Genomic DNA, 17303 nt, shown 5'->3' on the forward strand with positions numbered 1-17303 from the left:
CGAAGGCTGCATCAATGGATGGGCGCCGACGGCTGGGTCGCCGCGGCCGTCTTCTCGACGAACAGCAGGGTGTGGTGCCCGTCGAGGACGAGGGTCGTCTCGAAGGAATCATCGCCGTCGAGGTCGGCCGAGATGACGGTCGCGTCGCCCTCGTCGAAGAGCGCGGCCCGGTAGCGAATGCCCGAGACCGTGCCATCGTCGCGGTCCATCGCTTCGGACAGCGAGTGACCGGTGGCACTCGCCCCTTTTTCGAAGAGGGACCATTTCAGGAGGTCGACGTAATCCCCGACCGAGAAGTCGGTGATCTGCACGGATCGGGTTGTCTCCTGCATTCCGGTACGGGCAAGGAACACGTAGCCGTCCGTCCCGCCGCCGCCCGTGAGCACGACGTCGTCCTCCCCGACGACGAAGCGGTCGTCGCCCGATCCGGAAACGATCCGCTCGATGGACTCCACCTTGTCGTGCCCGAGTTCGGTGCCTGACACGACATGGTTGACGAGGTCGACGAGCAGATCTCCGGTCGCACTGCTCAGGTCGAGCGTATCCGAGCCCGCGCCACCGTCGACAAGATCGGCGTCGCCATCCAGCGCGAGGACGATACGGTCGTCGCCCGCACCAGCGTGCAGGGTATCGCGCCCGGCTCCGTCGAGGAGCGTATCGCACCCTGCACCGCCCTCCAGGACATCGTCGCCCCCTCGTCCGGCGATGAGGTCGTGCCCCTCCCCACCGGTCAAGCGGTTGCTCCCGTCACTGCCGGACAGGGTATCGTCGCCGGATCCACCGATCAGCGCCTCAAGCCCGTTGAGGTGGCCCCGCCCGGTCTCGGCGCCCGTCGCGATGCCGATGAGCAGGTCGGCGGCGATGCCCGTCCGCGTCCCGGACAGGTCGAGCGTATCCGTGCCGGCGCCGCCGTCGAAGATGTCGGCTTCCCCATCGAGGGCGACCCTGACGAGGTCGTCGCCTGCACCCCCGAGGACCGTGTCCGATCCGGCACCGTCCGCGAGGGTATCGTCGCCCGACCCGCCGTCGACGAGATCGTCGCCGGCGCCGCCCGACACCGTGTCCCGTCCCGCTCCTCCCATGAGGGTATCGCCCTGCGAGCTTCCGATGAGGACGTCGTTCCCGACACCGGCTTGCACAACTTCGATGGATGCGACCGTGTCCCGTCCGATCTCCTGGCCGACAGCCGTGCCGGCGGCCAAGTCGACCACGACATCGGTTGCCACCCCCGCCAGGTCGAGCGTATCCGTCCCGGCGCCGCCCTCGAACAGGTCGGCCTCGCCGTCCAGGGCTGCCACGAGGACGTCGTCCCCGTCCTGCCCCGAGACCACGTCCCGACCCCGACCGTCCGAGAGAACGTCGGCGTCATCGCCGCCTTCCAAACGGTCGTCCCCGAGGCCGCCCAGAATCACGTCGCGCCCGGCGCCGCCGAACGCGACGTCGGCTCCCTCCGACCCGTCGAGGCGATCATCGCCCCTGTCGCCGAGGAGCAGGTCGTTTCCCGTCCCCCCCACGAGGATGTCGCTGCCTTCCCCGCCGTCGAGCAGGTCGTCACCGGCGTCGCCGAAAAGGATGTCGTCGCCCTCCTCGCCGAAGATGCGGTCGTTGCCGTTGCCTCCCGAAACCCGATCCGCCCCCACTCCCGCAAACACGACGTCGTTCCCGTCGCCCCCCAGGATCACGTCATCCCCGGCGCCACCGAGGATGTGGTCGTCTCCGGCGCCCCCATCGATGATGTCGGCCGCGGCACGGGCATCGATGATGTCGTTGCCCCCCCTGCCGTCGATCTCGTCGGCGCAAAGCGTTCCGAGCAAGAGGTCGTCGCCGTCCGTGCCCACCATCGGCTCGTGTTCGACGACGTTGAAGACCGCCGTCTGGGTGACGGAGAGCTCGCCGTCCGTGACCTCGTACGTGACGGTGACCGGACCGAGATCATCGGCGTCGTACACCCAGCCGTCGCCGTCTCGGGTCAGCGCTCCCGAAGAGACCGTGACGTTGCGGACTGAAAGGCTGTCGCCGTCTGGATCTTCGGCGTTCCTGAGAAGGTCCGCCAGCGCGATGGGCAGCAGCGCACAGGCGGCCATATCGGCGAGCTGGACCGTGCCGCTGGTGGTCGGCGCGCGATTGCGCCGGCCCGTCGAGCCGTCCCCATCATCGTTTGACACGGGACGGGGCGTGACGGCGCCGGAGCCATCTCCGGTATCCTTAGCCCCCCCGGAGGGGTCGCCAGGCCCGACGCCCCTATCTCCGTCGATCCCGGTCGACTTGCCGGGGCCGGAGGTATCCTGTCCCGAGGGACGCTCCTCGGCCGGAGGCTTGTCCTTGACGCCGGGCAGGTCCTCGCCGCCGCCGGGCAGGTCTTCGCCGCCCAGCCCGCCGGGCGGTCGGGCCGCGGGATTATCGGCGCTGTCGGAACCCGTTCCCTCGTCGCCGTGGCCCTTGTCCCGGCCTCCACCGCCGCCGCCCCGGACGCCGGGTCCCTGATCGGCATTGTCGTTGATGGGGCGTGGGATGATCGGTGACGCCTTGAAGTCGCTGAGGTTCGGTTGGGGGTCGTGCCTGGCGAAGTGGAGCGTATGCGCGGGGAAGTGGGTGGCATCATACTCTGGCGCTGGCGTCTCGGCCTGGGGGACGATCCCGGATGATCCCACCAGCCGATGCTCGGCGGGGGGCTCGTCCGAATCCACGTCCGACGAGGCTATGACGATCAGCTTGGGCGCGGCCTTCGTCTCGTGTCCGGCGACGCTGGGCTCGACCTCGGCCTGCACCGAGGTGTGGAACAGGGACTTCAGGTACCCGGCCAAGGCCGCGACCGCGAGGGCCAGGTAGTAGGGCGTCGGCGACGACTTGGCAGCTACCTTCGGCGCGTATGTCTGCGCTCCGGTCTGGGCGGCGTCGCCGGTCTTGGTTCCCTTCGTCTCGATGATCATGCCGGCACCCGCTCCAGAACGGAGCGCTCCCTTGCGATCTTTGCGGGATCGGTTCCCACCGATGCGTCGCGCACGGCCTTGCCGAGGATCGCATCCTTGGGCCCGAAGGCGGTCAGCTTGCCGTCCTGGATCACCGCGATGGTGTCGACGGCGGCCAGCACGCTCGGTCGGTGCGCGATCACGACCGCGATCCCTCCGCGGGCGCGCACGCCCTGGATGGCGGCGGCCAGCGCCGCCTCTCCTTCGCCGTCGAGGTTGGAATTCGGCTCGTCGAGCACCAGCAGGAAGGGGTTGCCGTACAGCGCCCGCGCGAGGGCGATGCGCTGGCGCTGGCCGCCGGAGAGCGCGGTCCCGAACGGGCCGAGCTCGGTGCGGTAGCCGTCGGGCAGGCGCAGGATCATCTCGTGGACACCGGCGGCGCGGGCGGCGGCGACCACCAGGGCCGGGTCGGCATCCTGGGCGAGGCGGGAGATGTTCTCCTCGACCGTCGCGTCCATCAGGCAGACCTCCTGGGGCAGGTACCCGATGATGCGACCGAGGCTGTCCTCGTCCCACTGCGACAGGTCGGCCCCGTCGAGGCGGATGCCGCCGCGCAGGATGGGCCAGATGCCCGTCAGCGCCCGGCTGAGCGTGGTCTTGCCGCCGCCGCTGGGGCCGATGACGCCGAGGGCTTGGCCCGCCTTCAACTCGAACGCGACGTCCGACAGCAGCACCCGCCCGGAGCCGGGCGTCGCAACCGTGATCGACCCGACGCGGAGGGACGATTGCGGCATCGGCAGCGGCATCGGCCGCTCGACGCCCGAGAGCGCGACAAGGGTTTCCGTCAGCCGCCCGAAGGCCTTGCGGGCCACGGCGATGCCTTTCCAGTTGCCCACGGTCTGGTCGATGGGGGCCAGTGCTCGGGCCGAAGTGATGGAGGCCGCGATGATGGAGCCGGCCGAGAGCTCGCCGCCGATGACGAGGTAGGCCCCGAGCCCCAGCACTGCCGATTGCAGGATCATGCGTAGGACGCGGGAGATGGCCGCGAAGGTCCCGGTGATGTCCGTCGTCCGGGTCTGCAGTTCCAGGTGCTCGTTGTTGGCGAGGCGATACCGGTCGACGGCCCGCTCGGCGAACCCCATCGCCTTCAGGACGTCGGCGTTGCGGGCGTTCGAGTCCGCGATGGCGTTGCGGGCCACCACCGCCTGCTGGGTCGCCCCGGTCCAGCGCCGGGTCAGCAGTTCGGTGAGAATGGTGATCAGGGTGAGGAGGACGGCGCCCGCGACGGTCAGCGCGCCGAGCCAGGGATGGAGCATGTAGACGAAGACGAGGAAGACGGGCGTCCAGGGCAGGTCGAAGAGCGCCACGAGCCCGGGGCTCCCCAGGAAGCCGCGGACGGTGTCGACGTCCCGGCTGCGTTCCATCGCCTCTGCGGTGGAGAAGCCGAAGCGCGGCATATCGATGGAGACACGCTGCGCCAGAGGGGCGATCCGGCGGTCGAGCTGCGCCCCGATCCGAACGAGTATCTGCTGGCGCAGAACGTCGAACATGCCCTGAAAGACGTAGAGGCCGATGGCGAGCGTCGAGAGCCCAACCAGAGTGGGCAGGCTGCCGCTCGGCAGCGCCCGGTCGTAGACCTGGAGCATGTAGAACGATCCGGTCAGGGCCAGGATGTTGATGATGCCCGACATCGCGACGAGAAAGACGAACGGCATCCCGAAATGCCGGGTCAGCGCCTCGGTGCTTCTCTTCTTGGCGAGGTGTTTCTGATCCCTGGAGCGCATGTCTCTATCCCCCATGAGCGCGGCGGAACCGGAGGGGGCCTGGCGCGGCCCCCTCCGGCGTCAGAGGGCGAAGTCCGCGGCCGTCGCGGCCGGGGCTCCCTTGATGCTGAACTTGAACTCGGGGGCTGCGTCGCCGCCGGTGTTGCCCGCCACGACGGTGTAGTCCCCGTCCCCCCGGTGTTCCTGGGTGACCAGCAACTCGCCGACCCCGGTGAAGGCCGCCCCGGTCGCGAGCGTGAACGCCTGGTTGCCGGCCACGCCCTGGTTCGCGTCGATGCCGCTGAGGTCGACCTTGTCGCCGGGCTGGAAGCTCGCGATGGTGTCGCCGTTCGCCGCCGCCGCCGAGAGGAAGCGGTAGACGTCGGCACCGAGGCCGCCATCCATCACGTTCACGGCGTCGCTGGCCGTGATGGTGTCATCGCCCGAGCCGGCCACGATGCTCTCGACGCCCCAGAGGGTATCGGAACCGGATTGGCTGCTCGTGACGCTGCCTCGTCCGGCAAGACCGGTGCCAAGGTCGGCCATGATGGTGGCCGTGATGGCCGACATGTCGAGCGTGTCGATGCCGATGCCGCCCCCGACCTCGTCGCCCCAGTAGCTGTCGCTGCCATCCCCGACCTCGGCCACGAACAGGTCGTTGCCGTCGCCGCCGATCACCGAGTCGTTGCCGGCCCCCGCCGTCACGAGGTCGTTGCCGGCCCCCGCCAGGATGCGATCCGCACCACCATCGCCGTAGACCATGTCGTCTTCGCCGCCGGCGAGGATGTCGTCGTCGCCGGCCCCGCCGAAGACCACGTCGCGGCCACCGCCGGCATCGACGAAGTCGTTCCCGTCGCCGCCACGGACCACGTCGGCCCCCTCGCCGGCGAGGATGTTGTCGTCGCCGGACAAGCCGAGGATCGTGTCGGCGCCCGCAGTCCCGGGCAGGACATCGTCGCCGGCGGTACCGGCCACCAGGCTTGCCGGAAGGTCGGCCGGAGGCGTGGTTGTCCCGCCGCCGGTGGTGCCTCCGGTCGAACCTCCGGTCGTCGCGCCCCCGCCCGTCCCGGGCGCGGTATCGCCGTCATCGTCGCAACCGCCACCACCCGGGGTGTCGCCGTCCCCGTCATCGGAGTCGCCGCCGCCCGCGGTATCATCGTCCCCGTCATCGGGGTTGCCACCGCCCGGGGTGTCGCCGTCCTCATCGTCGTCGTCGTCCGTGCCCCCGCCGACCGTTCCGTCCCCTCCGTCGCCGGGTTCGTCCTCGTCGCCGACGGCGAAGATGTCTTCCTGGAGGCCGGTCAGGCCGGTGTTGCGCGCGACGATGTCGGAAAAGTTCTGACCGTCGACGATATTCTGGTAGAAGTCGAAATTGTCGAACCGGTCGGTGTAGTAGAACCGGTCCCCTTCCTGCAGGCGGTCGAACTGCTCGTGCAGCACGACCCAGAAGGTCTGGCCCACGACGCCGCCGTTGATGTGCTGCTCGGCCAGGCCGCCGACCCAGAGGTCGACCCGGTCGATGCCGCTCACGTATGGGGTGCCGTCCGCCCGCTGGTGAATCGCGATGTCGGGATTGGCCGCCACGAAGGCCGCCTGCTGCTCGGCCGTCGTTAGGGTGAGGTCCGGGTAGGCGGCCTTGAACTGCGCGATAACGGTGTCGCTCAATCCGTTCCGGGCCTGGAAGTCTTCCCAGGAGGCATAGGGCGTCAGGTTGCCCGCATACTCCAATGCCTCCCGAATGTAGGGGTCCGCGGACGCCATGAGGTCGGAGCGGACCTGGTTCAAGGAGCCGAGGCCGACGTCGCGGCCGCGAGCGACATTGAAGGCGAACAGGTCGGCGTTGATCCGCACCAGATCGTTGCGCACCGCATCGACGATGTTGAAGTCGACCTCTTCGGCGGGCTGCGTCGCGACGCCGGCCAGGATGGCGTTGGCCCCGAGCTGGGCGTAACCCGGCTGCGGCACGTAGCCGGGCGGCAGGGGTGCCGTGAAGACGTCCGGGGCGTTCGAGGGGTTCAGGAAGGCATCGAAGAGGGCGACCTGCCGAGGCGCTCCGTCGGAACCGATGACCGTCAGCGTCTCGCCGATCAGCGAGTGCCCGACGCGGTACACCGCCGAGGCGAACTCGTGGGAGATCCGGGCATCGACGTCGGGGTTGTAGCCGCCGTGACCGTGCGTGCCATTGCCCTTCATGCCGCCGATGAGCTGATCCGCGAACTCGTCGAAGACCACGCGCTGGTACTCCGCCTCGTTGATCGTCTTGGCGGCCTGAAACACCTCTTCCGGCGTCCCCTGGAAACCGGCCTCCACGAGGTTCTCCACGTGGAAGTTGTGGTTGCGCGCCCAGATCGTGTGCATGGCGGTGAGCGACACGTTCTCGTTCGCGCGCCCGTCGCCGGCCACGTAGTGGTCGAGCAGACTGACGAAGGGGTTCGTGTCGAGGAGCAGCGCGTTGCCGCTTCCCATGAAGTTCGAGGCGAAGGCGCTCACCGCCTCCGGGTCGAACGCCCCGGCCGCATTGAACAAAGAGGCGGTCCTGGTCTCGGAGAGGGGGAAATTCGAGACGTAGCTTCGGAAGCTGACGGCTCCACCCGGGAGCGAGGCATCGTGGAAGATCGTGTCCGCATCCCAATGATGTTGGATGAGCTCCCGCAGAGTGGGCAGCAGATTGAAGGCGGGATTGGACGGGTCCGGAACACCCGCGAGGAGGCGCGCACCGACGCCCTGGTTGCCGTCGCTCTCCCGCAGGAACTGGCCGACGAGTTCGTGCGAGCCGTAGGCCTGGTTCTGGTCGACGAAGGGGGAGGTCTTGTTGAGGTGCTGGGGCACGCCGTCGACGATGGACGAGACCTCGCCCCGGGTCAGATCGGCCGGATTGTTGGTTCCGGGCGCGCGCCCGGAGCCGGGCAGGTCGATCTGAACAATGCCGTTGGATGCACTCTTCGGCAGGAAGTCGAGGCCATGGTCGAAATACTGGCCGAACGCCATGAAGAAGATGTTCGAACCGTTGGCCTGGTGCGGCAGGTCGGCCTCCTGCGTGCCCAGCACGTTGCTGATGGCGCGGGGATCGAGGCCGGCGTAGAGCGGATTGAGGGCGTTGTTGTTCGTCGCCGGGTCGAAGGCGCCGTAATGGGCGTCGGTGAGCCGGATGAACGGCTGGTCGGCCGCTCCGAACTCGGGATGATCGAGGTTGTTGCCGGCACCCGAGAGGTGGCGCACGCCGGCGGCCCCGCTGGCGTCGTCGTCGCCTCCGGCGACGGGCTGCCCAGTGACGAGGGCCTTGATCCCGGCAAGGTCCGCTGCGGTGAGCGCGAAGCCGCCGCCTCCACCGTTCCCGACGCCGCCACCATTCCCGACACCCCCGTCCGGCGGATTTCCGCCGGTGGCCGGCACGGTCCCGAAGGTGGGGGTCCCCGAGCTTGCGAAGGTGATGCTGTGGGAGCCGTTCGTCAGGGTTGTGATCCCGTTCGCCTGCGTCTCCGTGTAGTTCGCGCGGGTCGTGCCCGGCGCCAGTTCGATGACGTCCTGGGGCCGCAGCGTTCCCACGATGGTGTCGGTACCGCCACTGGAGCGGAATACGATCCGGTGGGCCGAGGTCAGGCCCGAGATGTCGACGGTATCGTTCCCCTCGGTTCCGTCGATGGTGACGGTGTTGAGGTTCAGGCTGGTCGTCGAGAAGTTGCCGATCAGGAAGACGCTGTCGCCTGCCCCCGCGTTGGTCGGCGGGTTCGGCACCGAGACCGCGGCGGTCCCGATCCGGATCTCCTCGATCTCCTGCAATTCGGCGATGACGGTGGTGACGGCGCCGATGCCAGCCCCCGTGGTACGGGTGATGACGATCTCGGTGCCGGGGCTCAGGGTGGCGACATTGTTGCCGGCGACCTGCCCCCAGGCGGCGACCGTGTAGACCCGGAAGGTCTCGGCGAGACCGAGGGTGCCGTTGACCACGAGGGTGTCTCCCACGGGTCCCTCGGTGCCGCCCCTCACCACGTCGCGTCCATCGGTGGGGACGAGGGCGACCGGCCCAAGCGCAGCTCCACCGTTCCAGGTCACCCCATCGTCGCCGGCGCCGGCATCGATGGTGTCGTTGCCGGTGCCGCCCTGGATGGTGTCGTTGCCCGCCGCGCCGTTGATGGTGTCTGCGCCGGCCCCGCCGTCGACGACGTCGTCACCGGCCCCGGCGTTCACCGTGTCGTTGCCGCCGTTGGCGAGGATCCGGTCGGCGCCTGCCGTGCCGTTGATACTGTTGCCCAGGCCGTTGTCGACGATGTTGTCGCCGACCACGTCGGTCGGCGCGGAGACGACGCGCTCGGCATAGCCTCCCTGGTCGGTGAAGCTCACCGCGACACGGATCGGAAGCCCGACCTGGGCCTGCTGCGGCGTGAAGGTCTGGCCGGTCGCCCCGACGATGTCGGTCCAGGCTCCGGTGGCTGACTGGGCTTGCCATTGGAAGGCGAAGGTCGTGGGCAGGCCGTTCAGATCGGCGATTCCGGCCACGTTGGCCCTGATCGTCGCCAGTTCGGTGGGGGTCGTGTCGTTGACGGTCGGCGCCCCCGTCGCGGGCACGTTGGTGAGGAACACGGCCCCGTCCGAGAACTGCGCCCGCTCAATGTTGTGCAACGTATCGATGCCGTCCGAGAACCTCAGGGTCGGGCTCACGGCGAAACCGGTGTGGTCGACCCGGAAGCTGCCGTCGCCGAGGTTGGTGAGGGTGTAATTGGCCCGCACGTCGGAGAAGACCGCCGTGTCGACGTCGGTTCCTTGTCCGGCGTCGAGGATCTCACGCACGATGTTGAGCTGGCCCGGATTCACCGCCCGCGACATCAGCGCGGCCTGCAGGGTCATTCCGCCGAGGTAGAGCGGTCCGGTGCCGCTCGCGAGCCCGGCCGGCGTCGTGAACATCTGGCCCGCGAGGCTGTCGGCGGTCGCCACCTCGGTGCCGCCAGCGTCACGGATGCTGATCCTGACGTTGAGCCAGCGGTCGCCATCGATGATGTCGTTGCCGGCCTTACCGGTGATGGTGTCGCTGCCGGCGCCGCCGAGCAGGATATCGCCACCGTTCTGGGGGTCGAATACGGTCGTGTCCGGAGCGAGGCTCGCAAAGGACGCGGCGTCGCTGCCGACGGTCTGACCGCGGATCGCCCCCGGGGTCAGCTTGAGCAATGCCTCAAAGCCGTCGATCAGGGCGACGTTCTGGGACAGCAGCATACTGTCGGTCGCCGGTCCGCCGACGATGCCGCCGGCGGGGTCGCCGACCGCACCGGTCGGCCGTTCGGTGCCGATCAGGGTATCGTTATGCTTCCAGCCCGAAGCGCCCTCCACGGAGTCGTTGCGGTCGCGAAGGGTCAGGGCCTGCTGGTTGACGAAGCGGGAGATGCCGAGGTCGATGGTCCCGTCGTTGGGGTCGCCCTTCTGGATCGACCAATCGAACCCGAGCATGCCGTTGTTGCGCTGGATGCCGGCGCCCTGGACCATGATGTCGTCGCCGGACTCGCCGTCGTAGTCGGTGTCGTTGCCCTGTCCGTTGAGGACGTCGTGGCCGATGATGATGCTGTTGAAGAACAGCTGGGAGTTCTCGCCCGAGAGGCTGTCGAAGCCCTCGCCGCCCTCGATCCAGTCGTCGCCCTCGTTACCCATCAGGCCGTCGGCGGCGCTGCCGCCCAGGACGAAGTCGTCGCCGCGCCCGGCAAAGACCTCGACCGTATCGGTCGAATGCGTGATGAAATCCTTGCCCCCGCCGCCGAACAGGATGTCGAGGCCTGGACCGCCCGAGATGGCGTCGTTGCCCTCGCCGCCCCGGATGAACTCGTCGCCGAAGGGGTCCTCGATGACGTCGTCGCCGTCACCACCGTAGATCTGGTCGGATTCCATCCCGCCGTTGAGGTAATCGTCCCCGCCGTCGCCCCAGAGGGTGTCGATGCCCTTATCGCCGATGAGGGTGTCGTTGCCCTCGGTGCCGCCGAGGACGACGTGCTCGCCGCCGCTGAACTTCAGCATCCCGCCATCGGCGCGCCCGTCTCCGTCGATATCGGCGCCCGGGGCCACGCGGACCACCTTCGGGTCCAGGATCTGCAGCAGCAGGTCGTCCTGGGTCGGGTCGTCCCCGACCTGGTTGACCGGATTGAGTTCGAGGATGTGGTCGGCCCGCCCGAACAGCGATCCGTTGAGATGCGAGGAGCCCTCGTCGCCGAGATCGGTGTTGCGCTGCACCAGGGCCGAGAAGGTGTTGGCCTCCAGCTCGTTGAGCAGGTTCATGCCCTGCGTGCGGCTGAGATAGTAGAAGCGGTCGCCGTTCTGCAGGTTCTCCATCTGCGTCTCGAAGACGAAGTTGAAGGTGTTGCCCAGCATCCCGCCGAATTCCATCTTCTCCTCGGCCAGGCCGCCGATCCAGAAGTCGACGTCGTTCAGACCGGAATTCGCGGCATTCCAAGCGCCGGTGCCGGTGAGGAAATCGAGCCGATCCGCGGGCGGCGCGATGGTGTGCGCGTCGTTCACCGGGGTCGACGGATCGTCCGGCACATCGACCGAGATATCGAAGACCAGGGCGGTCGCCGCGGCGCGCTTGCCGGCGAGCGTGCTTTCCTGCGTGATGAGCGCGTGGTCGCCGTAGGCCGCGATGAAGTTGATCACCGAGGCCGGGTTCTTGATGTTCTGGGCGAAGTCGACCCAGCTCGTGTAAGGCTTGAGCTTGGCGTCGGCGGTCATCGCGTAGAACTCGGCGCGGGCCTCATTCAGGGTCGGGACGCCCTGTTCCCGTGAGCGCGCGATGTTGAGCGTCGCCAGGTCGAGCGGGAGCCCGAGCAGGTTGTTGCGCAGGGCATCGACCACGAATTCGTCGATCTCGTTGCCGATCTGGCGGGTCATGCCCCGGATGATGGCGCCGGCGGCCGCTTCCGTGTCGACGCCGCTCGCCGTGAAGGCCAGCGGGTTGAGGAACGCCTCGATGAGGCCGAGTTCCTGGGTGCCCGCGACGGTCACGTCGCCATCGATGGGCTGCATATCGAAGCCGATGCGGTCGATGGTGTCCGTCAGCATCGAATGCCCGAAGCGGTAGACGACGTGCGCGAACTCGGCCGTGATGGCCGGGTTGAGGTCGGCGCTGTTCGTGAACACGAACGGGTCGACGTTGGGCTGGACCGTTCGCGCGAACTCCTCGAACACGAGGTGCTGGTACTGCATCTCGGTCACGAACTTGGCGCCCTGGAACAGGCGCTCGCCGTCCCATTGCAGCGCGGCGACCTGGTCCGATGTGGTCGGCAGGGAGGTCAGGTCGACCCTCAGCCATTCGTTGATGAAGGCGAGGTCGCCCGAGGCCAGGATGGTCTGCTTGTTGGCCTCGACGAGCCGGTTGTGCTCCGAGTGGAAGATGGTGTGGACCGCGGTGAGGCCGATGTTCTCGTTCCCGCGCCCATCGCCCGTGATGAAGTGCCGGTCGAGAAGCTCGTTGTCGTAGGCGAGGTTCGCCCCGGTCAGGGGATCGATCCCGACCGCGTTGCCGGTGAGCGTATCCGTGTCGGCGGCCACGGCCTGCCCCTGGACGATGGGGTTGGCGGAATGGGCAATGTCGTCGAGGAAGGCGTGACCGGTCTTGACCGCACCGACCGTGCGGATGCCCTCCGCCGTTCCCTCCTGGAACCACGTGGTGGCGTGGGTCGCGTCGGGCTGCATGAGCATCTGCGCGTAGCCGTTGGGCCCCGGAATGAAGCGGCCGTAGGGGTCGGTCATCAGCACGGGCACGTTGTGGATGTCCGTGTCCACGAGTTCGATGCCCAGCATCATCTTGGCCTGGGCCTTGACCTCGGCCCAGTTCGCGATGGCCTTGCCGTCCGCGCCGCCGTTGAGAAGGTTTCCGGTCGCGAAGGTGACCGGATTGGCGACGCCGTCGCCCGGGGTCACGTCGACCCGGACGTACTCGCGCAGGAAGACCTGGTGCGAGGGATGGGAGGTGTAGGTCTGGTTCTGGTCGATCCAGGGCGTCGTGGTGTTGACCGCGGTGCGGATGTCGTCCGCCGTGCCGAGCACGCCGTCGGCGCCCGGCCCCGCGACGGGGGTCGCCCGGGTCAGGACCATGAAGCGTTGCGCCTCCGGCAGGTCGTCGACGGTGCCGAACACCCCGTCGCCGCCCGCGATCAGCGGATCGTCGGGCATCAGCGGAACGATCACCGAGCCGTTGTTCCCCTTGGTGATGAGGTCGAGCCCATGGTCGAAGAACTGCCCGAACAGGGTCATCCAGCCGTTGAAGGGCGGCGACAGGCCAATGTCGGGCGACTGGTTCGGGATGAAGGCGATCTCGGTCGCGGTGGGGACGTAGTCCGCGGGGGGCGTCTCGCCGTTGTGAGCCGCCGCATAGGCGGCCTGGGCGATGGGGTTGGCGAACCAGGCCGCGACCGCGGCCGGGTTGTGCGGGCTCATGTCCACGATGAGATTGCTGACCGTCCGAATGCTGGTGTCGATGACCGTGCCGGGAGCGCTGTAAGCGTTGTTGGTGACAACGCCGCCGGGGGCCGGCCCGTTGACGTCGAACTGGCCCGCGCCGGTCGTGTACTGGGTCGACAGGAGGCGTGGCATGGGCTGGTCCGCCGCCCCGAGAAGGCTCTGCCCCGGCAGGAGATTGTTGTTGCTCCCGTCGACGGCGCGCAGGCCGTAGGGAAGCAGGGCCGCGTCCGGTCCGATGATCTCCTGCAGGGTCCGCGTGTTGCCGGGAGCTGCGAACTCTTCGGCGATGCGGATCTGCGTCAGGATGTGGCGGAGGTCGTTGGTGTCGACGGTGAACGTGACGGACATGGCGGTATCCTCGGCTCATGGGTCAGCGATGGGACGCGCGTCGGACGCCGCCCCGGAGTTCGAATGGGAAGGAGGTGCGGCGGCGCGCGCCGGCACGGATGCCGTCGAATCGGACGGGTCGAGTCAGTGTGCGTGGGGCTCGGCGACCTGGGTCGCGCCCGTGGCCGTCAGGCGCGCGTGATGCACGTCCATGACGACGGGCGCATTCGATGATCCTGCCGAGCGGTCTTCGGCCCTGATTTGGCGCACATGGAACGTTCCCCGCGAAGTTGATGAGGGTAACGGTTGCCGTCGTTCGGAGCTGCGATTGCCCTTGCGCCGAACCTCGCACAGATTCGGAAAATAGCGATGGTAAAAAAACCCTTAACCCCAAAGGAAAAACCCAACGGTGAAGGTTTTTTCCTCGTCCCCTTTCGCGAATGCTGATATCGGCCAGGGTTATTCAATTGGCAGGCCGGCCGAAAAGAAGACGTGGAAACTACGTACTTCCCGAAATGGACAATCCACGCTTTCGGGCGAAGCCTCGGTCTTTCGCGCCCGAACCGGATTTTACCGGGACAGCATCCACGAAACCGCTTTCCCATTGGTTCGGAGTCTGCCCACGCTCTTTGCCGCGAGCCGGTCCACGCGGACATCGACTTTGCGCATCTGCCGGCGCGCAAGGCGAACCTCGCCGACCGCGACAGCGTCAGCGCCAATGCACCGGGGCAGCACTCGGCAATCCCGCTTTCGCGATGCGCTGGCGGGGCGGTCAACGTGTCATCGGATGGGGCCGACCGACCTGTCCGGCGTCATCCCCCCTTGCGCGAGCCTGATCGCGCAAAGCCTGGGTCTCGGCCCCGCCGAATGCCGTCCGACGGGCTGGCGCCATGCGAAGAGCGGCCCCGGGGCCGCCGCACCGCCAATCCGAGCGTCTTTCGTTTGTCTGGGTGGGATCACCGGTTTCCACTTGATCCCTGACAAACTCCAGGGATGCGGGTCGCTGTCCCGGCCTAAGAGAAGGGGATCGATTCCGGATCGGCTTCGAAGCCGCCTTTCGCTTCCCTGAATGCCAACCGTCGCGGCGCCGACGCCGAATTCGGTCTCCATGGCACCCAGGACGGAACCAACCCGCGAAAAGCCGATTGACTGCTACATTGGATCTGTTCTAATTCGTAACTGCGAGCGGCGTCCGAGCCGCACAGGATGGAGATCTCCGACATGGCCCACGCCAAGTGTGAAAGCTGCAAGTTCTTCGACGAGCACAAGGTCAATGGCGCCGCCGCAGCGGCCGACGAGGGCCTGTGCCGCTTCAACCCGCCGGTGAGCCAGCCCGGCCCGCAGGATCACGGCCTGTGGCCGGTCGTCGGCGCCGCTGATTGGTGCGGCCACTTCGCGCCCGAGATGACCGCAGCCGAGTAGGCGCGTCACCACGGAGACGACCGACGATCCGAAGGCCAGCCGCGAGGCTGGCCTTCTGCGTTCCGGCGACCCTCGCTCAGTTCAGGACGCCGGATCGCGATCCGGCTCTAAAGGGTCGACCTCGGACACGTCGTCGGGGAAGGCGAGCACCTCCAGCGGGTCGCCGACCCCGCGTAGGGGAAAGGTGCCGAGGCGGGTCAGGCGGTGCCCGTCGGCCGAGCGCGCCGCGACGGCGCCGGAGAACAGCACCCGCCGGTCGAGCACCTTGGTCAGGCTCTCGAGGCGTGCCGCGACGTTGACGGCGGGGCCGATGATGGTGAAGTCCAGACGCGAGCGGGAGCCGATATTGCCGTACATGACGGCGCCCACGTTCACGCCGATGCCGTAGCCCAGGCGCTGGAATCCCCTCGCCGACCGCGCCGCGTTCAAGGCCCGCATGGCGACGTGCGCCTCCCAGGCGGCGGATTGCGCGGCGGTGCAGGCAACCGGTGTGTCGAGGTGGAAGATCGCCAGCAGGCCGTCCCCCATGAACTTCAGGATCTCGCCGCCGTGGCGCTCGATCGGCAGCGAGATCGCATCGAAATAGTCGTTCAGCAGCGCGATCACGTCGTCGCGCGGCCACAGCTCCGAGATCTCGGTGAAACCGCGCAGGTCGATGACCATGATGGCCGCCTCGACGGTGACGCCGCTGCCGCGCCGCGTCGCTCCGTTGAGGATCATCTCGCTGGCATGCGGCCCCACATAGGTGTCGAGCAGCAGGCGGGTCAGGCGGTTCTTGTGCCGGACCTCGGTCACCACCGACAGGGCCGGGAGCAGCGCGGACAGGAGATCGAGATCCTCGGGCGCGAAGCCGCCGGGGCGGTCGGCCGAGAAGGTCACCACGTGGCGCTTGCCCAGGGTGTAGTGCAGCGGCCAGGCGACGTAATCGGTCAGCCCCTCGGCGCGCAGGTCGCGATAGATCGAATAGTCGGTCTCGGGCCGCTCCGGCTCCTCCAGGCGTTTGCGCACCTGCTCGGCACCGTTGTGGATGTCCGCCGCGGGGCTGCGCTTGAAGCTGTCGGTATCGACGATGCCGTACTCGTAATTCGTCAGTTCGGCCGCCTCGGCCCCGATGCGCCAGAGGATGCGGGTTCCAAGCCAGAGCGGGTGATGCGTCCGCAGGTGGATGGTGGCGCGCGCCACCGGCACGCCCGCCGCGCGCAGGCGGCCGCAGAAGGCGACGAAGATGTCGTCGAGGTAGCGTTCGCCGCGCGTTCCGGCGAGAAGCCAGTCGAGCATCTCCGCGCGCAGGGGCGCCTGCGCGAAACGGCGGATCTCCTCGGGATGCGAGGGACTGTTCATGTCGGCGCCTCGTGGCCTCTCATGGTTCGAGCCGGCGTTTCACGGCCGGCGAGTCTCGGTCTGGAAGTCTCGGCCAGGGAGTCTCGGCCGGCTTCAGTCGGCCGGGACCCGGCGCGAGCCGGTCGTCCCGCCACGATGCGCCCGGATGGACGCTCACGCCAGGGCACCGGCGCAGCGTTCGACACCGGCCTCGGGCTCGACCATCCGGCGCCAGCGCCCCGGGCTCATGCGCTCCTCGCGGGCGAACACCCGGGTGAAGTGGCTCTGGTCCGCGAAGCCGCAGGCCAGGGCGATCTCCGCCAGCGACGGGCCGCGCGTCCGCATCAGGGTCTTGGCGCGGGCGATGCGCTGGCGGACCAGCCAGGCATGCGGGGAGGCTCCGACCGACTGGCGGAAGGCGCGGGCGAAGTGGCTGACGGAGAGGCCGCACTCGGCCGCGATCTCCTGAAGGCGGGGGGCGTCGCCGAGTTCGGCGCGGATGCGCTCCTGCGCGCGCCGCAATTGCCAGGGCGCCAGACCGCCGCGAACCGGGTCCGCCACCGCCGATTCGACGGGCAGTCCGAGGAGATGCGCCGCGAGCGCCCGCGCGATCTGGTCCCGGAAGACGAGGGCGCCGCGATCCGGCCGGTCGAGGGTCGCGACCGCGCTCGCCACGAGATCGTGGATCGTGGCATCGATCAGGACGCGGCCGTGGATGGGCCGCAGGGCCTCGATCGGGTCGGCGAGGCCCATGCTCGCGCCGACCTCGTCGAGAAGTCTGCGCGACAGCCAGACCTGCACGGCGGCGCCGTGGTTCGAGGCCAGCGACCGGACCCGGTTGTCGAGAAGGATCACCGTGCTGGCGCAGAGGCCTTCGGGCGCCCCTCGCGGGCCTGCCCCCGGCAATCCGGCGCCGAGTTGGGCCTGGATCACCAGACCGTCGCGATAAGCGCCGAGGCGGGGCGCACCGGAGATGCCTGCCCCGGCCCGGAACTCCGAGGGGGCGATGCCGTCGCTCGGCATCGCCATCCGGTGCGCGGGCCGGGTCCCGCCCCCTTGCGGCGAACCCCTCTCCGCCGGTCGCATCTCGCAGCCTCCGAGCCGTTGCATCCCCGTCTCCTCACGC

General features: G+C 68.5%; 6 protein-coding genes. 1 reads left to right on the forward strand and 5 read right to left on the reverse strand.

The window, feature by feature from the left end; translation table 11 throughout:
• Positions 1-11: 11 nt before the first annotated feature.
• From J7U37_RS02865 to J7U37_RS02875, 3 genes are read right to left on the reverse strand one after another with little or no spacing between them, the layout of a single operon-like run.
• Positions 12-2930, reverse strand: a complete 2919-nt coding sequence (locus J7U37_RS02865; RefSeq protein ID WP_247634764.1) for a cadherin-like domain-containing protein — start codon at positions 2928-2930, stop codon at positions 12-14.
• Entirely contained in the window at positions 2927-4693 is a 1767-nt protein-coding gene (locus J7U37_RS02870; RefSeq protein ID WP_247634765.1) for a type I secretion system permease/ATPase, read from the reverse strand. The genes J7U37_RS02865 and J7U37_RS02870 overlap by 4 nt, the downstream gene beginning before the upstream one ends.
• Positions 4694-4753: 60 nt before the next feature.
• Complete coding sequence (locus J7U37_RS02875) at positions 4754-13456, reverse strand: peroxidase family protein (RefSeq protein ID WP_247634766.1); 8703 nt, start codon at positions 13454-13456, stop codon at positions 4754-4756.
• 1200 nt (positions 13457-14656) lie between these two features.
• Here J7U37_RS02875 and J7U37_RS02880 point away from each other — a divergent pair.
• Positions 14657-14857, forward strand: coding sequence for a hypothetical protein (locus J7U37_RS02880; RefSeq protein ID WP_056182303.1), 201 nt, complete (start codon positions 14657-14659; stop codon positions 14855-14857).
• Positions 14858-14938: 81 nt separating this feature from the next.
• Here the strand turns inward: J7U37_RS02880 and J7U37_RS02885 are convergent, their stop codons facing one another.
• The gene (locus J7U37_RS02885; RefSeq protein ID WP_244478349.1) at positions 14939-16135 is read right to left on the reverse strand and encodes an adenylate/guanylate cyclase domain-containing protein; all 1197 of its coding nucleotides are present in this window, start codon (positions 16133-16135) and stop codon (positions 14939-14941) included.
• A 216-nt stretch (positions 16136-16351) separates the two neighbouring features.
• Positions 16352-17287, reverse strand: coding sequence for an AraC family transcriptional regulator (locus J7U37_RS02890; protein ID WP_156633905.1), 936 nt, complete (start codon positions 17285-17287; stop codon positions 16352-16354).
• Between the last annotated feature and the right edge of the window lie 16 nt (positions 17288-17303).

Origin of the sequence: Methylobacterium sp. 37f, assembly GCF_023093475.1 — a bacterium.
Lineage (GTDB): Bacteria > Pseudomonadota > Alphaproteobacteria > Rhizobiales > Beijerinckiaceae > Methylobacterium.